Source organism: Nocardia sp. JMUB6875 (assembly GCF_041154655.1).
Classification (GTDB): Bacteria; Actinomycetota; Actinomycetes; order Mycobacteriales; family Mycobacteriaceae; genus Nocardia.
Window position 1 is genome coordinate 13,104 of the sequence record NZ_BAAFGR010000007.1, and the last position, 21,459, is coordinate 34,562.

Annotated in this window: 18 protein-coding genes; 9 read left to right on the top strand and 9 right to left on the bottom strand. The window is 68.8% G+C overall.

From position 1 onward, the window contains the following. Positions 1-17 precede the first annotated feature (17 nt). From ACAM49_RS03270 to ACAM49_RS03295, 6 genes are all read right to left on the bottom strand, one after another. Positions 18-461, bottom strand: coding sequence for an SRPBCC domain-containing protein (locus ACAM49_RS03270; protein ID WP_369633950.1), 444 nt, complete (start codon positions 459-461; stop codon positions 18-20). After that, entirely contained in the window at positions 461-826 is a 366-nt protein-coding gene (locus ACAM49_RS03275) for an ArsR/SmtB family transcription factor (protein WP_369633951.1), read from the bottom strand. The genes ACAM49_RS03270 and ACAM49_RS03275 overlap by 1 nt, the downstream gene beginning before the upstream one ends. Before the next feature lie 118 nt (positions 827-944). Beyond that, positions 945-1,355 (bottom strand): hypothetical protein, encoded by a 411-nt coding sequence (locus ACAM49_RS03280; RefSeq protein ID WP_369633952.1) that lies wholly within the window; start codon positions 1,353-1,355, stop codon positions 945-947. A gap of 188 nt (positions 1,356-1,543) precedes the next feature. Further along, positions 1,544-4,306: a phosphoenolpyruvate carboxylase gene (gene ppc, locus ACAM49_RS03285; protein WP_369633953.1), complete on the bottom strand. Its 2,763-nt coding sequence runs from the start codon at positions 4,304-4,306 to the stop codon at positions 1,544-1,546. Positions 4,307-4,366: 60 nt separating this feature from the next. Next, positions 4,367-7,045, bottom strand: coding sequence for a GNAT family N-acetyltransferase (locus ACAM49_RS03290; protein WP_369634015.1), 2,679 nt, complete (start codon positions 7,043-7,045; stop codon positions 4,367-4,369). Between the two features lie 79 nt (positions 7,046-7,124). Continuing rightward, positions 7,125-8,363, bottom strand: a complete 1,239-nt coding sequence (locus ACAM49_RS03295; protein ID WP_369633954.1) for an acetoin utilization protein AcuC — start codon at positions 8,361-8,363, stop codon at positions 7,125-7,127. A gap of 252 nt (positions 8,364-8,615) precedes the next feature. Here ACAM49_RS03295 and ACAM49_RS03300 point away from each other — a divergent pair, with 252 nt between their 5' ends. Together ACAM49_RS03300 and galE are read left to right on the top strand one after the other, a co-directional pair. Continuing rightward, positions 8,616-9,302 carry a metal-dependent transcriptional regulator gene (locus ACAM49_RS03300; protein ID WP_040810066.1) on the top strand — a complete coding sequence of 229 codons (687 nt, stop codon included), beginning with the start codon at positions 8,616-8,618 and terminating at the stop codon, positions 9,300-9,302. Between the two features lie 3 nt (positions 9,303-9,305). Continuing rightward, on the top strand, positions 9,306-10,286 hold the full coding sequence (gene galE / locus ACAM49_RS03305; RefSeq protein ID WP_369633955.1) for a UDP-glucose 4-epimerase GalE: 981 nt from the start codon (positions 9,306-9,308) through the stop codon (positions 10,284-10,286). A 31-nt stretch (positions 10,287-10,317) separates the two neighbouring features. On the opposite strand, the gene ACAM49_RS03310 is transcribed toward galE, so the two are convergent. Next, the gene (locus ACAM49_RS03310; protein WP_369633956.1) at positions 10,318-11,454 is read right to left on the bottom strand and encodes a DUF4192 domain-containing protein; all 1,137 of its coding nucleotides are present in this window, start codon (positions 11,452-11,454) and stop codon (positions 10,318-10,320) included. 282 nt (positions 11,455-11,736) lie between these two features. Between ACAM49_RS03310 and ACAM49_RS03315 the strand changes: the two genes are divergently transcribed. Next, the gene (locus ACAM49_RS03315; RefSeq protein WP_369633957.1) at positions 11,737-12,174 is read left to right on the top strand and encodes a hypothetical protein; all 438 of its coding nucleotides are present in this window, start codon (positions 11,737-11,739) and stop codon (positions 12,172-12,174) included. A gap of 3 nt (positions 12,175-12,177) precedes the next feature. Here ACAM49_RS03315 and ACAM49_RS03320 read toward each other — a convergent pair whose 3' ends face one another. Further along, on the bottom strand, positions 12,178-12,585 hold the full coding sequence (locus tag ACAM49_RS03320; RefSeq protein WP_369633958.1) for a VOC family protein: 408 nt from the start codon (positions 12,583-12,585) through the stop codon (positions 12,178-12,180). A gap of 93 nt (positions 12,586-12,678) precedes the next feature. Between ACAM49_RS03320 and ACAM49_RS03325 the strand changes: the two genes are divergently transcribed. Together ACAM49_RS03325 and ACAM49_RS03330 are read left to right on the top strand one after the other, a co-directional pair. Then, positions 12,679-13,629 carry a helix-turn-helix transcriptional regulator gene (locus ACAM49_RS03325; protein WP_369634016.1) on the top strand — a complete coding sequence of 317 codons (951 nt, stop codon included), beginning with the start codon at positions 12,679-12,681 and terminating at the stop codon, positions 13,627-13,629. A gap of 124 nt (positions 13,630-13,753) precedes the next feature. Further along, positions 13,754-14,338, top strand: a complete 585-nt coding sequence (locus tag ACAM49_RS03330) for a hypothetical protein (RefSeq protein ID WP_369633959.1) — start codon at positions 13,754-13,756, stop codon at positions 14,336-14,338. Between the two features lie 64 nt (positions 14,339-14,402). On the opposite strand, the gene ACAM49_RS03335 is transcribed toward ACAM49_RS03330, so the two are convergent. Continuing rightward, complete coding sequence (locus ACAM49_RS03335) at positions 14,403-15,116, bottom strand: sensor domain-containing protein (protein ID WP_369633960.1); 714 nt, start codon at positions 15,114-15,116, stop codon at positions 14,403-14,405. Between the two features lie 182 nt (positions 15,117-15,298). Here ACAM49_RS03335 and ACAM49_RS03340 point away from each other — a divergent pair, with 182 nt between their 5' ends. From ACAM49_RS03340 to speD, 4 genes are all read left to right on the top strand, one after another. After that, the gene (locus ACAM49_RS03340; protein ID WP_369633961.1) at positions 15,299-16,252 is read left to right on the top strand and encodes a proteasome assembly chaperone family protein; all 954 of its coding nucleotides are present in this window, start codon (positions 15,299-15,301) and stop codon (positions 16,250-16,252) included. 69 nt (positions 16,253-16,321) lie between these two features. Beyond that, positions 16,322-18,832: a DEAD/DEAH box helicase gene (locus ACAM49_RS03345; protein WP_369633962.1), complete on the top strand. Its 2,511-nt coding sequence runs from the start codon at positions 16,322-16,324 to the stop codon at positions 18,830-18,832. Positions 18,833-19,036: 204 nt separating this feature from the next. Further along, a complete protein-coding gene (locus ACAM49_RS03350) occupies positions 19,037-20,137 on the top strand; it encodes a type III PLP-dependent enzyme (protein WP_369634017.1) in 1,101 nt (366 codons plus the stop codon). A 12-nt stretch (positions 20,138-20,149) separates the two neighbouring features. Further along, on the top strand, positions 20,150-21,364 hold the full coding sequence (speD, locus tag ACAM49_RS03355) for an adenosylmethionine decarboxylase (protein ID WP_369634018.1): 1,215 nt from the start codon (positions 20,150-20,152) through the stop codon (positions 21,362-21,364). Positions 21,365-21,459 lie beyond the last annotated feature (95 nt).

A 21,459-nucleotide genomic window follows, 5' to 3' on the forward strand; every position in this document is an offset into this window, starting at 1 on the left:
CCGCGATTCCCCGGGTCTCAGGCCCGGGGAATCACCGTCTCCAGGCGGTCGAGCATGCCCGCCCAGCCGTTGCCCATGATGCTGCGCGCCCGCTGCATGACCGCGTCCTCCGGGTCGAAACCGGTGTGGCTGAACAGGATCCGGGTGCCGGTGCCCTCGGGGTGCAGCGCCCAGCTGATCACCCAGCCGCTCGGGTGGTCGGCGTTCGCGTCGTTCCAGGTGATGCTGAGCAGTTCGGGGGCGACGACTTCCAGCACCTCGCCGCGGATCTCGCCGGAGAAGTTCTGACCCGGCATGGGCTGAGTCTTCATCTCGAAGACATTGCCCACCACCGGTTCGAAGCCGATGGGCTGCATCATCCACTGCCCCATGAGTTCCGGGGTGGTCAGCGCCCGCCACACCTTCTCGGGCGGGTGCGGGTAGAAGTGGTCGAGCTCGATCTTGGTGATGTCGTCGGTCATCATCGGTCCTTCTCCTCAGGCATATCGGGTTCGTCGGGCATGGCGTCGAGCACCGCACCCAGGTCGCGCAGCCGGGCCCGCCAGAACCGTTCGAACGGATCGAGCCAGGACTGCAGGTCGTGCAACGGATCCGGTTCCACTCGGTAGAACCGCTGCCGTCCGCGCTTGTCCTCGGCGACCAGCCCGGCGTCCCGCAGCACCTTCAGATGCTCCGAGACACTGGGCCGCGCCATATCGAAACGCTCGGCGATCACCTGCACCGACTGCTCCCCCTCGAGCAGCAGCTCGAGAATGTCGCGCCGGGTCGGATTGGCCAGCGCCCCGAACACTCGATCGGCGCTTCCGGATTTCAAGCGGTACGGCATGACCATCACGATAGGTAGGAAATCACCTACCCGTCAACCGTAGGTTTTTACCTACCTATCGACTCGAACAATGGCCACGGCAACGAATGCCGTGGCCATCAGGACCCGAGAGCCCGAGTCAGAATCCGAGGCTGCCGGTCCCGGCACTGCCGCTACTGCTACACCCCGGGGTCGACGGAGTGGGAACCGCGGTTCCGGCGGGCGCGGCCACGACCGTAACCGTCGTCGAATCCGAGTGGCCGTTCTGCGTCACAGTGAGAGTGTGACTACCCGCGGTGGTCGGGATCCAGGTGACCTGAATCTGACTGGCGTTCTGACCCAGCGGGGTCTTCGCGTAGAAGCAGGATCCATTGTCGGTGAAGGTGTATCGAGGTCCCGGAAGAAACGAGACCCCGCCGATCAGCACCATCCCGTACACGGTCACCGGAGTGCCCACCACGAAACCACCGGAGGGCGGCGCCTGGACGCCGATTCCGGGGAGCGGATCGACCGACGCGGTCGCGGTGGTGGACGCGACCACAGTGGTCATGACAATCAGACCCGTTGCACCCCAAGCGATTCGGCGAAAATACGTGCTACTCGCACTCATCTGGAACTCCTGTTCGACACCCCGACGACGAGATCGCCGAACACTAACTTTCCCGCAGTGCGAAAGCATCATGTTCCACACAATTCCTCCGCCCCCTCTTCCCGGGGCAGAGGAATTGTGGGATGTGGCTAGCCGGAGTTGCGCAGGGCGGTGGCCAGGCCGTTCATGGTGAGGAGGATGCCGCGTTCGACGAGTTCGGAGGTGTCGCCCGCGCGGCGGCGGCGGAGTAGTTCGACCTGGAGTTGGTTGAGGGGTTCGAGGTACGGGAAGCGGTTGTGGATGGATTCGGCCAGGGCCGGGTTGTCGGCGAGCAGTTCGTCGGTGCCGGTGATGGCGGCGTGCATGCGCACGGTGCGCGAGTACTCGTCGCAGATCATGCCGAAGACCTTGTCCCGCAACGCCTTGTCCGGAACCAGGTCGGCGTAGCTGGCGGCGATGTCCATATCCGCCTTGGCCAGCACCTGGGCCAGATTCGACAGCACGGTCTGGAAGAACGGCCAGCGGCGGTAGAGGTCGGTGAGGGTGGCCAGGCGGGCCGGATCGTCGCCGATCCACTGCTCGAACGCCGAACCCGTGCCGTACCAACCCGGCAGCATGACCCGGGACTGACTCCAGGCCATGACCCACGGAATCGCGCGCAGGTCGTAGACGGAATTGGTCGGCTTGCGGGAGGCGGGACGGCTGCCCAGATTGAGGTCGGCGACCTCGGCGATCGGGGTGGAGGCGCGGAAGTAGTCGACGAAGCCGGGGGTCTCGTGGACCAGCTTCGAATAGGCCGCGCGCGCGGATTCGGCCAGCTCGTCCAGCATTTCGTAGGCCGGTTCGGCATCCGCGCCCAGGCCCTCGACATCGAGCAGCGTGGATTCCAGGGTGCCGGCGACCAGGGCCTCCAGATTGCGGTAGGCGGTACCGGGATCGGCGTACTTGGTGGAGATGACCTCGCCCTGCTCGGTCAGGCGCAGCGCGCCGCGCACCGCGCCGGCGGGCTGGGCCAGGATGGCGTCGTAGCTGCGGCCGCCACCGCGGCCCACGGTGCCGCCGCGACCGTGGAAGAGCCGCAGGCGGATTCCGGCCTTGCGGGCCACGTCCACCAGGTTCAGCTCGGCGCGATACAGCGCCCAGTTGGCGGCCAGATAGCCGCCGTCCTTGTTGGAGTCCGAGTAGCCGAGCATGACTTCCTGCTGCATCCCGCGCGCGGCGACCAGACGCTGGTAGGCGGGCACTTCCAGTGCGGCGGAGAGGATTTCGGCTCCGCCACGCAGGTCGTCGATGGTTTCGAAGAGCGGCACCACCCCGACCGGGCTGGACGGCGGGGTGTTCGCGTCGCCCGGATCGAGAATGCCCGCCTCCTTCAGGAACAGGGCGGCCTCGAGCATGTCACTGACCGAGGTGCACATGCTGATGATGTAGTTGGGCACGGTATCCGGGCCCAGATCGTCGAGCGCGGTCTTCGCGGCGCGCACCACGCCGAGTTCCTTCGCGGCCAGCTCACTCAGCCGCGCGTTCGGTCCGACCAGCGGACGGCGGGTGGTCAACTCGGCCGCCAGCAACTCGATGCGTGCGGCCTCGTCGAGCGAGGCGTAGTCGGAATGCACTCCGGCCCAGGCGAACAGCTCGGCCACCACCTGCTCGTGGGTCTCGGAGTTCTGGCGCATGTCCAGGCCCTGCAGGTGGAAGCCGAAGGTCTCCACGGCGGCCCGCAGCGCGGCCAGCTGGTCATCGGCCAGCAGGCCGTCGCCGGAGGCGCGCATGGAGGCGTCGACCACGTTCAGATCGGCCAGCAGCTCGCCGGGTCCGGCGTAAGGCTGTGCGCCGACATCGATTCCGTCGGCGGGGATCTCCCCCAGCGCCCGGCACGCCGAGGCGCTGAGCCGGGCCCGGATGCCGCGGATGGCCCGGCGGTACGGCTCGTCGGCGCGCTGCGGCGAATCGTCGTATCCCGCATCGGCGATGGCCGCCAGCTCCGGGGTCACCGGCACCAGCCGCGCCGATTGCGACAGCGACTTCTCCAGCTCCACAAGCGATTTCAGGTATCGATCGAAGGCCACCGCACCCGCTCGGTGGGTGGCGCGGTGCACCACTTCCGCGGTCACGAACGGATTGCCGTCGCGGTCGCCGCCGATCCAGGAGCCGGGCCGCAGGATCGGCCGGTTCAGCAGCTCGTGCCCGGGCCAGCGCGAGCGCAGTGCCGCGCGCACCTGATCGTTGATGCGCGGGATGACATCGAACAGCGTCAGGTCGTAGTAGCGCAGCCCGACCTCGATCTCGTCCTGAATCCGCAAGCGCGCCAATCGGATCAGCGCCGCCCGCCACAGCTGCAGCACCTGCCGCCGGATATCGACCTCGAGTTCGGCGAACTCGGGCTCGTACTGGTTGTAGCGCTGCCGCTGCCGCATGAGCTCGGTGATGCGCCCCTGCACGTCGAAGATGGTGCGCCGCCGGGTCTCGGTCGGATGCGCGGTGATGACCGGCGACACCAGGGCGTCGGCGAGCAGATCGGCCACCGCGTCCCCGTCGGGTCCGATGGCGTCGAGCTTGCGGTAGGTGGCGGCCAGGCTGGAGTCCTGGGGCGGCTCCCCCGCCGCGATGTGCACCGCGCGCCGCCGGTCGCGCTGCAGGTCCTCGGACAGATTGGCCAGCAGCAGGAAGTGGCTGAAGGCGCGGATCACCGGGATGGCGGTGCGGATGTCGAGATCGCGCAGCATATCGGCCACCGCGCTGCGCTCCACCTCGGAGCGGCGAATCTTGAACGCCTCCACCCGGACCCGTTCGATCAGGTCGAAGATCTCCGCGCCCTCGTGGTCGCGAATGGTGTCACCGAGGATCCCGCCGAGGAACCGGATATCGTCGCGCAGTGGCGCGGTCGCCGTCTCGATCTGGTTTACCTGCACTACGTTCACCTCTCCGAAGCGTTCGCTTCTTTTGTGTCGCAAGCCGTTTGTGACGGTTGCTCAACCCATTCGGCGCGGACCGATATCGAACCTGTTGGGCTCCGGCCCGATCCGCACCCGTCCGTACAGCACGGCCGCGCCGTCGGGCGAGGCCAGCACCGGTTCGCACTGCAACTCCCGGACCTCCGGGAGGTCGTCGCAGAGCGCCGAGATCCGTTGCGCCAGTTCGGCCAGCGCGGTCTTGTCCACCGGCTTGCCGATATCGCGGCCGCCGACGGTGCCCGACAGCAGCGGGGCGGCGCGCGGCGCGTCGATGAGTTCGGCCGATTCCGCCTCGGTCAGCGGCAGCGCCCGGTACACCCGGTCGCCCAGCAGATCGATGATGGTGCCGGACAGGCCGAAGCTGATCACCGAGCCGAACGACGGGTCGTCCTGCGCCCGGAAGGTGCAGCCGACGCCCTTGGTCGCCATGCGCTGGATGTGCACCGGATTGCCCGAGATCTCGGTCAGATCCGTGAACGCCCGGCGCACGGCATCGGGCCGCCACAGATCCAGGCGCACACCGGTGAGATCGGGCCGGTTACGCCACATCTCGCCGGTGGCCTTGGCGGCCACCGGGTAACCCAGCTCCTCGGCGGCGGCCACCGCCGCCTCGGTGTCGCGCACCTCCCGAAACTCGACCACCTGAATCCCGTAGCAGGCCAGCAGTTCCGCGGCCCGCAGGTCGTCCAGCCACTGCGTCGCGTCGTCGGACATCCACCCCGCCACCAGCTCTCGTGCCCGCGCGGTGTCGACGCCGCCGGGCCGCGCGATCGGCGACAGCGGCCGGGTGCGCCAGTCGGCGTAGCGCCGCACCCGCGCCAGCGCCCGCGCCGCCCGCTCCGGATCGCCGAAGGAGGGAATGGAGCCGCGCTCGAGGATGCCGCCCAGCCCGCGGGTGGCCAGCAGGTTGGACATGCCCTGGTCGGCGACGAAGGTGGTGAGAACCGGTGTGTCCGGATCGGATTGGGCTCCCGAGCGGATGGCCTCGGCGTAGGAGGCCACGGCCGCGGGCACCGGCGGCGAGTAGATCACGATGACCGCCTGCACCGCCGGATCGGTGACGGCCGCGGCGACCGCGGTCAGATAGTCGGCCGGACTCGCCTGCGGCCCCAGATCGATGGGCTCGCCCACCTCGAGGCCCTCACCTCGGGCCGCGTCGACCGCCAGCCAGCTCAGCGCGGCGCTGTTGCCGATCACCGCGAGACACGGACCGGCCGGCAGCGGCTGATAGGCCAGCAGCATGGCGCAGTCGAAAAGCTCGGTGATGGAATCGACCTGGATGATCCCGGCCTGCGCGAACAGGTTGCGCACCAGCGAGCGGTCCAGGTCCCGATCGCCGTCCATGCGAGCCACATTGCGGCCGCTGTTCACGGCCACAATGGGTTTGGTGTGCGCCAGCCGCCGCGCGATGCGGGAGAACTTGCGCGGATTGCCGAAGGTCTCCAGATACAGCAGCACCACATCGGTGTTCGGGTCGGAGTCCCAGTACTGCATCAGGTCGTTGCCGGACACGTCGGCGCGGTTACCGGCGGAGACGAAGGTCGACAGCCCCAGCTGCCGGGCCGCGGCCTCGCCCAGGATGGCCGCGCCCAAAGGGCCGGACTGACAGAAGAATCCGATCCGACCACGTCCCGGCAGCACCGGGGCGAGCGTCGCGTTCAGCGCGATCGACGGATCGGTATTGGCGATGCCGAGCGCGCTCGGGCCCACCACCCGCATGCCGTGCGCCCGGGCGGCGTCGACCAGTTCCCGTTCGGCCTGGTAACCGCGCGGCCCGGATTCGGAGAACCCGGCGGTCAGCACCACCAGCCCCTTCACGCCCTTGGCCATGCAGTCGTCGAGCACCGACCCGATCTCGGCGGCGGGCACCGCGATCACGGCCAGATCCACCTCGTCGGGAATGTCGCGCACCGTCGGATACGCCCGGACTCCGCGCACCGCCGTGCGATTGCGGTTCACCGGGAACACCGGGCCCTGATACGCACCCGACAGCAGGTTGGCCAGCACCGCGCCGCCCACCCGGCTGGTGGAGGGCGTCGCGCCGATCACCGCGACGGACCTGGGCGACAACAGGTTCCCGACACTGCGGGCCTCGGAGGCGCGCTCGCGCGAGTCCCGCACCGACAGCAGCGCCTCGGTCGGGTCGATGGCGAACTCCAGGTGCAGTACCGAGCCGTCGCGGCTGCGCTGCACCTGGTATCCGGCGTCGCGGAACACCTGCACCATGGCGTTGTTCTCGGCCAGCACCTCGGCCACGAAGGTCTCGATATCGTTCTCGGCCGCCGCGCCGTTGAGATGCTCGAGCAGGATCGAGCCCAGCCCGCGCCCCTGATGCTCGTCGGCCACCACGAACGCCACCTCGGCCGCGCGCGGTCCCGGCCGATCCGCCAGGTACTCGTACCGGCCGACCGCGATGATCTCGTCGCCGAGCTCGGTCACCAGCCCGACCCGGTCGTGGTAGTCGACGTGGGTGGTGCGGTACAGGTCCTTCGGCGTCATCCGCGGATACGGCCCGAAGTAGCGCAGGTACCGGGTGCGGTCCGAGAGCCGGGTGTGGAAGCGCTCCAGCGCCTCCGCGTCCTGGGGCGTGATCGGCCGCAGCCGCACGACGCCGCCGTCGGAGGCCAGCACATCGGCGAACCAGTGTTCCGGCGGCGGAGGCGGATTCACCGGCGTGCCCGGGGTATCGGGCGGCAGCGGCGGCGGGCTGGCCGCCGCGGCGGTGCTGCCATTGGCGGACAGCGCGGCGTCCGCGGGATCGGCGGGCTCGGCGGGATCAGTCACGGGGATCCTCCGGATCCAGGCCGAGCAGGCCGAAACTCGCCCGGCGCGTTGCCAATACGGATGTGTCCAGGGCCCGGCGGGCGCGGTCGGCGCGCTCGTCGCCGGTCTCGCGGCCGCCGCCGGGACCGTCCCAGCGAGCGAAGGCGATATCGGCGCCGTCGCCCATGGTCTCGGGCGCGGCCACCATCGGTGCGTACCTACCCACCTGTGCACGCCATTCCGGCGGGGTCGGGGTGGCCGGATCGATGGTGCGGTCCAGGGCGGTGGCCAGCAGATGCGTCCACGCGCGCGGCACCACCCGGATCAACCCGTATCCTCCGCCGCCCACCGCGAGCCAGCGGCCCTCGGCGTACCGGTCGGCCAGCTCCCGCATGGCGATGAACGCCGCGCGCTGACCGTCCACGCTGAGTTCGAGGTCCGCGAGGGGATCCTCCCGATGGGTGTCGACACCGCACTGGCTGATCACGATCTGCGGCCGGAAGGCCGCCAGCGCACCGGGCACCACGGCGTGGAAACCGCGCAGCCACAGCGGGTCCCGGGTGCCGGGCAGGATCGGCAGATTGATCGAGGTGCCCTCGGCCGCGCCCGCCCCGGTCTCCTCCGGCCAGCCGGTATTGGGCCACAGCGTCGCCGGGTGCTGGTGGATGGACACGGTCAGCACGCGCGGGTCCCCGTAGAACATGCGCTGCACGCCGTCGCCGTGGTGCACGTCCACGTCGATATAGGCGATGCGGTCGAAACCGTTGTCCAGCAACCATGAAATGGCCACCGCTACATCGTTGTACACACAGAACCCCGCTGCCGAGGCGGGCATGGCGTGATGCATGCCACCGCCGATGCTCACCGCCCGCCGGGTGCGCCCGGCCGCGATCTCCTGTGCCGCGGCCAGGGTCCCGCCGACGATCACCGACGCGGCCTCGTGCATGTGCGGGAAGACCGGATTGTCGGCCGAGCCGAGACCGAAGGGCGGGGCGGCCGGGACCGGGCCGGAGGGTTGCCGGACGTGCTTGACCGCCTCGATGTAGTCGTGGGTGTGCACCCGCAGCAGCTCCGATTCCCCGGCCGCCTCGGGTGTGATTCGCTCCACCCCGTCGAGCAGTCCGAGCCCCTCGGCGAGCGCCATCGTGAACTGCAGTCGAACCGGGCGCATCGGGTGCTCCGGCGTCCAGGTGTAGTCGAGGAACCTATCGGTCCAGACAACGGTTCCGTCACCACCAGCGAGGCCAGGCATACCTGCCACGCTAATGCGTCCGGCGCCTTCGTAGGCTTTAGGCACCGCATGCTGTCGCACCGGGATGGCGGAGCTGTCGTACCGGGATGGCAGGATGCCGCTCGCATGCCGACCGGCTCCACGCGTTGTCGACAAACCCGCAGGGAACACGCTGCCCGTCCTGGGTGTTGACAGTGCGTTCGCGAAATAAGCTGTCGCCCGGTGCAGCCGCCGTGCATGGGTAGAATTCGTGCCGACGAAGGGGTTTAACAGGTGAAGGATCTGGTCGACACCACGGAGATGTACCTCCGTACCATTTACGACCTCGAGGAGGAGGGTGTCACGCCGCTGCGCGCCCGCATCGCGGAGCGCCTCGAGCAGAGTGGCCCCACCGTGAGCCAGACGGTCGCGCGGATGGAGCGCGACGGTCTGCTGACCGTGGCCGGGGATCGCCATCTCGAGCTGACCGACAAGGGCCGCGCCATGGCCGTCGCCGTGATGCGCAAGCACCGGTTGGCCGAGCGGTTGCTGGTCGACATCATCGGGCTGGAGTGGGAGAACGTGCACGCCGAGGCGTGCCGCTGGGAGCACGTGATGAGCGAGGAGGTGGAGCGCCGCCTGGTCGAGGTGCTCAACCACCCCACCACCTCCCCCTACGGCAATCCCATTCCGGGCCTGGACGAGCTGGGCGTGGTGCCCAACTCCGGCGCCGAGGAGAAGCTGGTCCGGCTCAGCGATCTGCCCACCGGGCAGGCGCAGGCCGTGGTCGTGCGTCGCCTCTCGGAGCACATCCAGACCGATCCGGAGACCATCAACCAGCTCCGCGAGGCGGGCATCGTGCCGGACGCGCGGGTGACCGTGGAGAACAAGCCGGGCGCGGTGATCATCTCGGTGCCCGGTCATGAGGGATTCGAACTGTCCGACGAGATGGCGCACGCCGTCCAGGTGAAATTGGTCTGATACGTGAAGCTTCTGGTGACCGGAGGCGCGGGCTACGTCGGTAGCGTGTGCGCGCAGGTGCTGCTCGAGGACGGCCACGAGGTCGTGGTCGTCGATGATCTGTCCACCGGCAATGCCGACGGCGTCCCGGCCGGCGCGAAGTTCGTCGAGGGCGATATCGCCACGGCGGGCGTCGAGCTGATCGGGGCCGAATCCTTCGACGGCGTGCTGCATTTCGCGGCCCAGTCGCTGGTCGGCGAGTCGGTGGTGGCTCCCGAGAAGTACTGGCACGGCAATGTGGTGAAGACCCTCGCCCTGCTCGAGGCCATGCGCGCCGCGGGCACCCAGCGGCTGGTGTTCTCCTCCACCGCGGCGGTGTACGGCGAGCCCGAGCAGGTGCCGATCGTCGAGGACGCCGCCAAGGCGCCGACCAATCCCTACGGCGCCTCGAAGCTGTCCATCGACTACGCCATCACCTCCTACACGGTGGCGCACGGGCTGGCCGCGACCAGCCTGCGCTACTTCAATGTGGCCGGCGCCTACGCCGGGCTCGGCGAGAACCGTGTGGTGGAAACCCATCTCATCCCCCTGGTGTTGCAGACCGCGCTGGGTCAGCGCGAATCCATCTCGGTCTTCGGCGACGACTACCCGACGCCGGACGGCACCGCGGTGCGCGACTACATCCACATCCTGGATCTGGCGCGGGCGCACCAGCTGGCGCTGGCGCAGTCGCAGCCGGGCGTGCACCGCATCTTCAATCTGGGCAGCGGCACCGGTTTCTCGGTGCGCGAGGTCATCTCGGCCTGCGAGCGGGTGACCGGCCTGCCGATCAACCAGGTCGACGCCCCGCGCCGGGCCGGTGATCCGGCCGTGCTGGTGGCCTCGAGCGCCAAGGCGATCGCCGAACTCGGCTGGCGGCCCGAGCACACCGATCTCGACGAGATCGTCTCCGACGCCTGGGATTTCCTGCGCGGGCTCGGCGACCGCGCGCACAGCGCCCGCTGAGGCCGCTCCGCCCTTCGGAGGGCACCGCATTTCACGACTCCGGCCCGAGGTCGATGCCGAGCTCGGCCGCGGCCTTGCGGCCGGAGTACGCGAGCCTGCGCAAGCGTTCGGGCCGCATGCCCGCCCGCAGCCCGGCCTCCAGCAGGACCGCCAGCCGATGCTCCGGATCGGCGGCGATCGCGGCGTCCAGCGCCACGCCCGCCAGCGGCCCGTCCCCGCGCGCGTAGGCGCAATACCCCAGCAGCGCGGCCGCTTCCGCGCGATCGGGATCCGGCAGGGCGCGGGTCAGCTGCAGCCACAGCGTCTCGGCGGCATCGGCGCGCGGCCCCGGGGCCAACGCGAGCATGATGTCGCGCAGGGCCGAATCCCGCAGCGCCACCGCCACATCGGCGATCTCGGCGGGCAGCAGCCGGGCACCGGCCTCCACCCGTTCCAGATATCGCAGCACCCGGCACACCTCGAACCGCAACGGCAGCAACGGGTCACCGTGCTCCGCGGTGCGGGCCAGCCGCCGGGCCGCCGCGCACTCGGCGATCTCCAGCGCGACGGCAGTGGCGTCGCGTTGCACCGGATCGGCGGCGAGGAAATCGTCGAGCTCCCCGCGTGAGCCGCGCACCGGCCGTCCCGCCAGCACCTGCCGCAGGGTGACCATCGAGGCCGCCGGATCGGTTTGGCTGCCGCGACACCGCGGTCCGATCACACTCCACCACGGCAGCTCCGGACCGATACCGCTCACCGCCCAGGCTCCGCCGAGCGGCACCGCCTCGGCGTCGAGCCGATGCTCCAGTGCCGCAATCAGATCCCGATGCTTGCGCGCCCGCACGCCGCGATGCTGCGGGGTGGGCGGGGTGGCGCGATCATCGACGATGACCGCCATGGCGGCGACGGCGTCGTGCCGCACGCAGATGGCCGCGACCTGATCGACCATGGCTCCCGTCGCGGTGCGCCCCGGATTGTCGAGATCCATACGGGTCACCACCTCCACGCCCGCCATTCCGGACCGCATCGGGTCGGCCCGCAGGGCGGCCACCACCAGCGAGCGCACGGGCATGAAGCCCAGCAGGGCGGGCACCGCCGCGATCAGATCGCCGGGCGCGTGCAGGCGGACGTCGGGTTCGGGTTCGGGGTTGACGGATTCGGGTGGGGGCGAGTCGATGTGGGCTGTCATGCGATCGAGCGTGCGCCGGGGCTCCGCCACGGCCCGGAGGCCGACCTGCGGTTTCACTGCGCCTGTGGATGTTTCGGCGCGCCGTGGATCATTCGGCGTGGCACGGGCGGGACGGACCCGGGTTTGTCGGTGGCGGTTGTTATCGTGCCCGCCGCTCGATGATCAGAAGATGATCAAAACATGAAACAGATTCATTTCATTTTGCCCGGACAGGCGTGTTCCCGCTGTTAAAGTCCGGCTCGGCACTCGTCATCCGAAGTGCCGGAAGGAGTATCGCGTGCAATGAAGAGCACGACTTTCACCGCCGCGGCGGCCGCGCTGACCGCGGCGGCGGTGCCCGCGCTGCTGGCCCCGGCCGCCTCGGCCGACACCAGCCAGGTTCGCATCGACAATGTCTCCGACAGCCAGCAGTGCACCGTCGGCAAGGCTTGCTACGTGCGGGTCCGGCTGACCGGGGACAATCGCCTGAACCAGGTCGCGGTGGCGGTGAACGGCAATGTCATCGGCTATGCCGTTCCGGTGCAGGACGACTGGGACAGCAACGCCGCGACGGCGCAGGTCACCTGGGTGCCCTCGGATTACGGCAACTTCACCGTGAGCGCCGCGCAGGACAACTCGACGGCGTCGATCGGCTACACCCTGACGAACCCGAATCCGCCGGTGGGCACCGGCTCGCTCGCCAACCTGTTGCCCTCCGGCTCTTCGGGTTCCGCGCACTGAGCCCTACTCGGAACGGCCCTGCGCCAGGATCTCGAGGTAGTGCGGATTGGTCATGATGGCCAGCACATTGCCGAACGGGTCCACCACCGAGGCGGTCACGAACCCGGTCCCCGCACCGCGTTCGGTGATCGGCTCGAACTCGGTGGCCCCAAGCTCGAGCAGGCGCGCGAAGGTGGCGGCCACGTCATCGACATGCCAGTTCACGATCTGACCGCCCGGCCGATCCGGGCGCGACGGCGCGAACTTGGCATTGATGATCCCCAACTCGGCCTGGTAGTCGCCGATGCGGAACTCGTAGTACCCGCCCGGCACGGCGAAATACGGTGCGACACCGAGCAATTCGCTGTACCAGTCCTTGGCTGCCTCCAGGTCGTCGGCGTAGTAGTTGACGGTCGCCATGCCACGCAGCATTTTCGTTCTCCTCGATCGGGTTTCCGGTGATGAATACATCCTCTCGCCCAAAGTGCTCACCGAATGAGCACTTTTTCCGGGAAGATTTCGGGCATGCGCGCGGATCGTCTGGTGGCCACCCTGCTGTTCATGCAAACCCGGGAGCGGGTCACCGCCACCGAGGTGGCGACCGAACTGGAGGTGTCGGTCGCGACCGCGCGGCGCGATCTGGAAGCCCTGTCGGCGGCCGGGATTCCGGTGTATTCGCAACCGGGTCGCGGCGGCGGGTGGTCGCTGATCGGCGGGGCCCGCACCGATCTGAGCGGTCTCACCGCGAGCGAGGCGCAGGCGCTGTTCCTGCTGCTCGGCCCGCTCGCCACCGCCGCCCCGGCCACCCGCTCGGCACTGCGCAAGCTGTTGCGCGCCCTGCCGCAGCCGTTCCGCCTCGAGGCCGAGGCGGCGGCGGGCGCGGTGGTGGTCGACGCGGCGGGCTGGGGTCGCGGGGATACCGAAATGCCCGCCCTGGTGGACGAATTGCAGCGCGCGGTGGTGCGCCGCCGCCGCATCGCGTTCGACTACGACCGCCGCGGGCAGCGGACCCGGCGGCTGGTCGACCCGTGGGGCCTGGTCGACAAGGACGGCATCTGGTACCTGGTGGCCGGAACCGAACGCGGGCGGCGCACCTTCCGAGTGGATCGGATCGCCACGCTCGAGATCACCGACGAGATCGCCCACCGGCCACCGGATTTCGACCTCTCGACGGCCTGGTCGGAGGTGGTGGAGGAGGTCGAGCGGCACCGTTCCACCCTGGCCGCGACCGTGCTGATCCCGGCGGCGCTCGCGCCGGTGCTGCGCGATCGGCAAGGGCGGCACTGCGTTCTGGAAGGCGAGGCCGCCGACGGACGGGTGCGCGCCCGGATCACCGCGCCGACACCGCTCATGATCGCCCAGGAGCTGGCGGGCTGGGGCGCGACTGTGGAGGTGCTGGAGCCGGAATCGGTCAAGGCCGAACTGGCCCGACTGGGCAGCGAACTCGTCGAACGCTACGGAACTACCGGGCGGTAGCGCTGCCCGGTCATGCGATAACCGAATCATGTTGCAGCAGTGGCGATTTCGCGAAATTCAAGCGGCCGCCACTGTTACAGTCCGCCCGGCGCGACCCCTTCAACGCGCCGAAAGGATCCACCCCATGAGAACTCCGCTCCCCCGGCCCGCCCTCCGCGATATGCGACGCCCCGCCATGGGTGTCGGCGCGGCCGCCGCCCTCGCCGTGCTGGTCGGTTCGATGGCCGCCCCGGCCGGCGCCTCGATCGAGAACATCCAGGTCGCCGGTCTGACCAGCGACAAGCCGTGCTCGGTCACCGACGGCTGCATGATCCAGGCCTCGCTCAACGGTTCCGATCAGCTGAGCCCGGTCGACTTCCTGGTGAACGGCGCGGTCATCGGCACCGTCACCCCCACCTCCTACGGCGCCGGCGCCGCCGCGAACCTGCCCTGGCACCCGACCGACCAGGGCACCTACACCGTCGGCGTCCGGCAGGGGCTCGCTTCGGTGAGCACCGTCTACAAGGTCGGCGCCGGCGGCACCTGCCCGCCGATCTCCTCGCTGATTCCGGGCTCGTCCAGCGGCGGCTCCTCCGGCACCGGTTCGGGCGGCAGCGGTTCCGGCGGCACCGGTTCGCTCAGCGGTTCGGGCGGGAGCGGCTCGGGCGGATCGGGTTCGGCGGGCAACGGTTCGGCGTCGGGTTCCGACACTCCGCTGCCGGTCTGCTGATCGGGCAGGGAGCCGAAACAGGCAGGGGGTCGGCTCCCCTCCCGGAATGCTCCGGCCGAAATTCTCAGCCCTTGCGGACCTTCCGGAGCGCGGTGGTGAACAGCGCGTCGAGCCCTTCACCGTCCGAGGTGTTTCCGGACGTCATATAGGTCACATTGATTCGCACATCACCGATCTGGCCGACCAGCGATTGCATGGTGTGCTTCAACCCGGTCTGACCGTTCTCCATGCCCACCGTGCGCTTGATGGCCAGCGAGTCGTCGGCATTGGCCGGCGGCGGCGGATTCAGCTCGGTGGTCACGATCGAGGTGGCGCCGGCATGCCCGAGGCGCACGGTCCCGCAGCGCTGCAACTGATCTCGCAGCGTCGACAGCGGCTGCGTGGAGCGGGTCAGCACCACGGTCAGGGTGGTGCGGGCGTCGTCGTCATTGCCCACCGCGGCGACCGGTCCGCCGGAGGGGGTGGCGGGCATGCAGGTGCTCGGATCCACTTGCGCCCCCGGCAGATAGCCGTTCAGATCGTCGGCGGCCTGCTTGGCGGTCTCGGCGGGCAGCACGATCGCGGTGTAGCGCGAGGGGAATTGGGAGGGATCGGGCAGCAGCTTGGTCAGCCCGCCGTCCGCGCTCGCGGCCGGGGTGACCGGATTGCGCCCCGCCACCGGATGACCTGACACCGTGGTCCCGCACGCGGCCAGCAGACCCGCCGCTAGCGCGATCCCCGCCACGGGTGCGAACCTGCGGTACGGCCTGCGCGCGGGGATTCGGTGGGGCACGGTCACCTCGTCCACTATGCCGAAAATCGGCTGTTCACACCGAATGCCACGCCGCGTGCGGGGCCGCCGGGAATGCGTGTCACCGTCCGGCGTGTTGCACCCCTGGTGCGGGTGGTGCACACCTGTCATGCCCATGAGGGACAATGAGAGTTGGTCGCGCAAGTGGGCCACGCAGGAAGGAGTACGCGATGGACTACGAGTCGCGAATGTACGAGCTGGAATTCCCGGCTCCGCAGCTGTCGTCCGACGACGGCTCGGGTCCGGTCCTGGTACACGGCCTCGAGGGCTTCACCGACGCCGGACATGCGGTGCGCCTGGCCACCACCCATCTCAAGGAGAGCCTCGAGCACGAACTGGTCGCCTCGTTCGATATGGACGAGCTGCTCGACTACCGCTCGCGGCGTCCCCTCATGACCTTCAAGACCGATCACTTCTCCGACTACACCGAGCCGGAGCTGAGCCTGTGGGCCCTCAAGGACACCGCGGGCACCCCGTTCCTGCTGCTGGCCGGGCTGGAACCGGATCTGCGCTGGGAGAAGTTCGTCACCGCGGTGCGGCTGCTGGCCGAACAGCTCGGCGTGCGCCGGACCATCGGTCTGTCGGCGATTCCCATGGCGATTCCGCACACCCGTCCCCTCGGTGTGACCGCGCACGCGTCGGATTCCGATCTGATCGGTGATCACCAGCGCTGGCCGGGCGAGCTGCAGGTGCCGGGCAGCGCGTCCTCGCTGCTGGAATTCCGCATGGCCCAGCACGGGCACGAGTCGGTCGGCTTCTCGGTGCACGTGCCGCACTACCTGACCCAGACCGCCTACCCCGAGGCCGCGCAGACCCTGCTGGAGAACGTGGCCGAGAACGCGGGGCTGGAACTGCCGCTGGCCGCGCTCACCGACGCCGCCGCGCGGGTGCGCGAGCAGGTCAACGAGCACATCGCGGGCAACTCCGAGGTGGAGACGGTCGTCACCGCTCTGGAGCGCCAGTACGACAGCTTTGTCACCGCGCAGGAGAGCCAGTCCAGCCTGCTGGCCAGCGAGACCGACCTGCCCACCGGCGACGAATTGGGCGCGGAGTTCGAGCGGTTCCTGGCCGAGCAGGCCGGGTTCAGCGACGGCGACGGACCGGAGAACCCGCCCCTGCGGTAGCGGCCCCTGCCGGGATGCCGCGGTGGCCGTTGCCAGGATTCGCGGCACCGACCGGTAACGTTGGGCGACGTGCAGCTGTCCGAATTGGTTCCCGACCGTGCCGTCTCCGACGTGGACCCGGACTGGCTGTTCGAAACCTTCGCCGACTGGGCGAACTCGGAGGGCCTGAGCCTGTACCCGGCGCAGGAAGAGGCGCTGCTGGAACTGGTCACCGGCTCCAACGTCATTCTCAACACCCCGACCGGGTCCGGTAAATCGCTGGTCGCGCTGGGCGCGCACTTCGCCGCACTGAACAAGGGCGAGCGCAGCTACTACACCGCACCGATCAAGGCGCTGGTCAGCGAGAAGTTCTTCGCGCTGTGCGAGGTGTTCGGGGCCGACCGGGTCGGCATGGTGACCGGCGACGCGGCGGTGAATCCGGAAGCGCCCATCATCTGCGCGACCGCGGAGATCCTGGCGAATCTGGCGCTGCGCGAGGGCGCGGCGGCCGATGTCGGCCAGGTCATCATGGACGAGTTCCACTACTACGCCGATCCCGATCGCGGCTGGGCGTGGCAGGTGCCGCTCATCGAACTGCCGAACGCGCAATTCCTGCTCATGTCGGCCACGCTCGGCGAGGTCGACTTCTTCGCCGAGGACCTGACCAAGCGCACCGGCCGCGAGACCGCCATCGTGTCGGGCTCGGAACGGCCGGTGCCGCTGAGCTTCTCGTACGTGCGCACCCCCATCACCGAGACGCTCGAGGATCTGGTGACCACCAGCCTCGCGCCGGTGTACGTCGTGCACTTCACCCAGGCCGCCGCCATGGAGCGGGCGCAGGCGCTGATGAGCGTCAATATGTCCTCCAAGGCCGAGAAGGACGCCATCGCCGCGGCCATCGGCGACTTCCGCTTCGCCACCGGCTTCGGCAAGACGCTGTCGCGGTTCATCCGCCACGGCGTCGGCGTGCACCACGCGGGCATGCTGCCCAAGTACCGGCGGCTGGTGGAGAAGCTCGCCCAGGACGGGCTGCTGAAAGTCGTCTGCGGCACCGACACCCTGGGCGTCGGCATCAATGTGCCGATCCGCACGGTGCTGCTCACCGGGCTCACCAAGTACGACGGCGTGCGCACCCGCCGGCTCAATGCCCGTGAGTTCCACCAGATCTCGGGCCGCGCCGGGCGCGCGGGCTACGACACCATGGGCACGGTCGTGGTGCAGGCGCCCGAGCACGAGGTGGAGAACGCGCGGCTGATCGCCAAGGCGGGCGACGACCCCAAGAAGCTCAAGAAGGTCCAGAAGAAGAAGCCGCCGGAGGGTTTCGTGTCCTGGTCGGAGGACACCTTCGACCGCCTGGTGGCGGCGTCCCCGGAACCGATGCAGTCGCGGTTCAACGTCACCAACGCCATGCTGCTGAATGTGATTGCGCGCAAGGGCAATTGCTTCTACGCCATGCGGCATCTGCTCGAGGAGAACCACGAGCCGCGCGCGGCGCAGCGCAAGCACATCCTCAAGGCGATCCGCCTCTACCGGGCGCTGCGGGACGCGGGCGTGGTGCAGCAGCTCGACGAACCCGACCAGTACGGACGCCATGCCCGGTTGATGGTCGACCTGCAGCGCGATTTCGCCCTGGACCAGCCGCTGTCGCCGTTCGCGCTGGCCGCGTTGGAACTGCTGGACAAGGAATCGCCGACCTACACCCTCGATGTCATCTCGCTCATCGAATCCACGCTCGAGGATCCGCGCCAGCTGCTCATGGCCCAGCAGCACAAGGCGCGCGGCGAGGCGGTCGCGGAGATGAAGGCCGACGGGATCGAATACGAGGAGCGCATGGAACTCCTCGAAGAGGTCACCTGGCCCAAGCCGCTCGGGCCCGAGCTCATCGAGCCCGCGTTCGAGACCTACAAGGCCGGGCACCCCTGGGTGTCGGAGTTCGAGCCCTCCCCCAAATCCGTGGTGCGCGAAATGGTCGAACGGTCCATGACCTTCGCCGAACTCGTCTCCGGCTACGAGCTCGCGCGCTCGGAGGGCGTGGTGCTGCGCTACCTCGCCGACGCCTACCGGGCGCTGCGGCGGACCGTGCCCGAACAGGCCCGCACAGAGGAGCTCGACGACATCACCGAGTGGCTGGGCGAGCTGATCCGCCAGGTCGACTCCAGCCTGCTCGACGAATGGGAGCAGCTCACCAATCCGGGCGCGGAGTCCGACGAGCAGCAGGTGGCGTTCGGGGCCGAGACGGTGCGGCCGATCACCGCCAACGAGCGCGCGTTCCGGGTGCTGGTGCGCAATGCCATGTTCCGGCGCGTGGACCTGGCCGCGCTGCGGAACTGGGACGCGCTCGAGGCGCTGGGCGACGACCTGGACTGGGAAGCCGAACTCGGGCCCTATTTCGACGAGTACGAATCCATCGGGACCGGTCCGAACGCCCGTGGCCCGCAGCTGTTCCAGGTCGAGCAGCGGCCCGGATTCTGGGACGTCCGGCAGGTGCTCGACGACCCCAACGGCGACCACGGCTGGTCGCTGAACGCCATCGTGGATCTGGCCGAATCCGATGCCGCGGGTGAGGTCGTGTTCGACGATCTGACCATCACCGCGGGCTGAGCGGCGCTCATGTCGGACACCGAGGTCACACTCTCGTAAGACGTCACGCCGGGCAGATCCGCGAATCCCGGCGTTAGAGTGACGTAATCGATCGTCCACCGGTTCGTTTTTCCAGGCCCATCGCGTGTATCGTCTCGCAGGTTGCCTGAGTCCCAGCCGTTGCGGCCGACAGAAAAGAGTTCCCTTAGATTGCCCGGTCGAAACCTGCCCGAGTCGCCCTGTCTGGTCATCGACCTCGACAAGGTCCGCGCGAACTACCGCGCACTGCACGCCGCCCTTCCCGCGGCACGAATCCGCTTCGCCGTCAAGGCGAGTCCCGTGCCGGAGATCATCCGGCTGCTGAACGACGAGGGCGCGGAGTTCGACGTCGCCAGCGTCGGTGAGATCGAACTCTGCCTCGCGCAGGGCGTCGATCCGGCCGTCATGTGCTACGGCAATCCGATCAAGAAGGCTTCGCAGATCGCCACCGCCTACGCGGCGGGCGTGCGACGCTACGCCTTCGACACCGAGGACGATCTCGAGCGCATCGCCGAGCACGCCCCGGGCTCGGAGGTCGAATGCCGGTTCCTGTCCTCGGCCCCGCAGTCGCAGACGCCGTTCGGCACCAAGTTCGGCTGCGCGCCGGGCGAGGCCAAGCGGCTGCTGGTGCGCGCGCACGATCTCGGCCTGATCGTGGTCGGCCCGTACTTCCACGTCGGCTCCCAGCAGCTGGATCCGAAGGCGTGGGGCATCGGCATCGAGCAGGCGGGCGCCATCGCGGAAGCCTTGGCGGTCAAGGACATTCCAGTGACGGCGGTGAATATCGGTGGGGGACTTCCGATTTCGTACGCCGATCCGGCTCCCGGACTCGCGGAGCTGGGCGCGGCCATCGCCGAGGCGGCGAGCCGCTATCTCCCGGAACACACCGCGCTGGTGGTGGAACCCGGTCGTGCCCTGGTGGGCAACACCGGTGTGATCCACGCCGAAGTGGTGAATGTTCGTGTAGCGCCGGACGGGCGGCGCTGGGTATACCTCGATATCGGCCGCTACAACGGCATGGCCGAAACCGAGAACGAGTACATCGCCTACCGATTCCAGACCGATCGGGACGCGGATCCGAAGGGCGAGGCGGTCGTAGCCGGTCCTACGTGTGATGGCGACGATGTACTCTATCAACGCACGCGTGTCCTCCTTCCGACCACGTTGCGAGCCGGTGATCCCGTCCGGATCCTCGAAACCGGTGCCTATACGGCGAGCTATTCGTCGGTGTCCTTCAACGGTTTTCCGCCTTTGACTGTCCATGTCACTGGCGCTGAGCGAGAGTGAGTTTTAGCCATGATCACGGCAGAATTCACCGGCTGGCATGTGCTGGCCGAGTTCGGTGGTGTCGACGCCAACCTCTGCGACGACCTCGAACGACTCGAAACCGCGCTTCGAAAATCGTTGGTCGCCGCGGGGGTGACCATCTGCGATGTCGTTAGCAAGAAATTCGAGCCGCAGGGTGTCACCATCCTGGCCCTCCTGGCCGAGTCGCACGCCTCGATCCACACCTACCCCGAGTCCGGCGATATCTTCGTCGACGTATTCACTTGCGGCAGTATCGGTTCCGGCGCCACCAAGGCCGTGGAACTGCTGCAGCAGGAGCTGTCCCCGGGTTCGGTGAACATCGAGGTCATCCAGCGCGGCCACACCGCCCGCCGGATCCACGAGCCGGTGGGCGAGGGTCTGACCCGGGTGTGGAACACGACGGAAACCATCGTCGACACCAACACCCCGTTCCAGCACATGGTGATCGCGCGGACCGAGCAGGGCATCTCCCTGTTCTCCGACGACGACCGCCAGTCCACCGAGTTCTCGCAGCTCACCTACCACGAGGCCATGCTGGTCCCGGGTTACGCGCTGGCCGAGAAGCTGGACAAGGTGCTGATCATCGGTTCCGGTGAGGGCGTCGCCTCGCAGATGTCGGTGGCCGCGGGCGCCTCGCTCGTCGATCACGTCGACATCGACCAGCTGGAGGTGGAGCTGTGCGCCAAGCACCTCCCCTACGGCTACTCCGAGGCCGATCTGGCCGAGGCGGTCGCGCAGACCGGCCCGATCAAGATGCACTACGCCGACGGCTGGGACTTCCTGGCCAAAGCCGAGGCCGCGGGCGTGCGCTACGACATGATCTGTATCGACCTGCCGGACGAGCGGGTCGAGGACGCGCAGCACAACCGCCTGTACGAGGACGACTTCCTCAACCGCTGTAAGGCGCTGCTGGCCGAGGGCGGCGTGCTCGCCGCGCAGGCCGGCTGTCAGACCATGTGGCGCAACGAGACCCTCAAGCGGTCGTGGACCCGGTTCCACAACCTGTTCGAGACCGTCGTTCCGTACGTGTCCGACGAGCACGAGTGGACCTTCATCTTCGGCACCCCGAAGGCGATCGCGGATCCGGTCGCGAAGATGACCGAGACCCTGGCGGCGCTGCCGTACCAGGCCGAGACCATCGACGCGCAGGCCCTGGTCCGCGGCGCGATCGAGCCGCACGCCCTGCGTGTGGGCGTGAGCGTCTAGTCGAATCCGCTGTAACCGAAGCGCCCCGCACACTCAGGTGTGCGGGGCGCTTCGGTTTTCGTTGTCAGCGACGACGGATTCCGTTGTCCGACAGC

What these genes read in the sequence shown, in the direction of transcription:
- ACAM49_RS03270 (WP_369633950.1), bottom strand. Translation starts at nt 461, where the DNA reads ATGACCGACGACATCACCAAGATCGAGCTCGACCACTTCTACCCGCAC.
- ACAM49_RS03275 (WP_369633951.1), bottom strand. Translation starts at nt 826, where the DNA reads ATGCCGTACCGCTTGAAATCCGGAAGCGCCGATCGAGTGTTCGGGGCG.
- ACAM49_RS03280 (WP_369633952.1), bottom strand. Translation starts at nt 1,355, where the DNA reads ATGACCACTGTGGTCGCGTCCACCACCGCGACCGCGTCGGTCGATCCG.
- ACAM49_RS03295 (WP_369633954.1), bottom strand. Translation starts at nt 8,363, where the DNA reads ATGCCTGGCCTCGCTGGTGGTGACGGAACCGTTGTCTGGACCGATAGG.
- ACAM49_RS03310 (WP_369633956.1), bottom strand. Translation starts at nt 11,454, where the DNA reads ATGACAGCCCACATCGACTCGCCCCCACCCGAATCCGTCAACCCCGAA.
- ACAM49_RS03315 (WP_369633957.1), top strand. Translation starts at nt 11,737, where the DNA reads ATGAAGAGCACGACTTTCACCGCCGCGGCGGCCGCGCTGACCGCGGCG.
- ACAM49_RS03320 (WP_369633958.1), bottom strand. Translation starts at nt 12,585, where the DNA reads ATGCTGCGTGGCATGGCGACCGTCAACTACTACGCCGACGACCTGGAG.
- ACAM49_RS03325 (WP_369634016.1), top strand. Translation starts at nt 12,679, where the DNA reads ATGCGCGCGGATCGTCTGGTGGCCACCCTGCTGTTCATGCAAACCCGG.
- ACAM49_RS03330 (WP_369633959.1), top strand. Translation starts at nt 13,754, where the DNA reads ATGAGAACTCCGCTCCCCCGGCCCGCCCTCCGCGATATGCGACGCCCC.
- ACAM49_RS03340 (WP_369633961.1), top strand. Translation starts at nt 15,299, where the DNA reads ATGGACTACGAGTCGCGAATGTACGAGCTGGAATTCCCGGCTCCGCAG.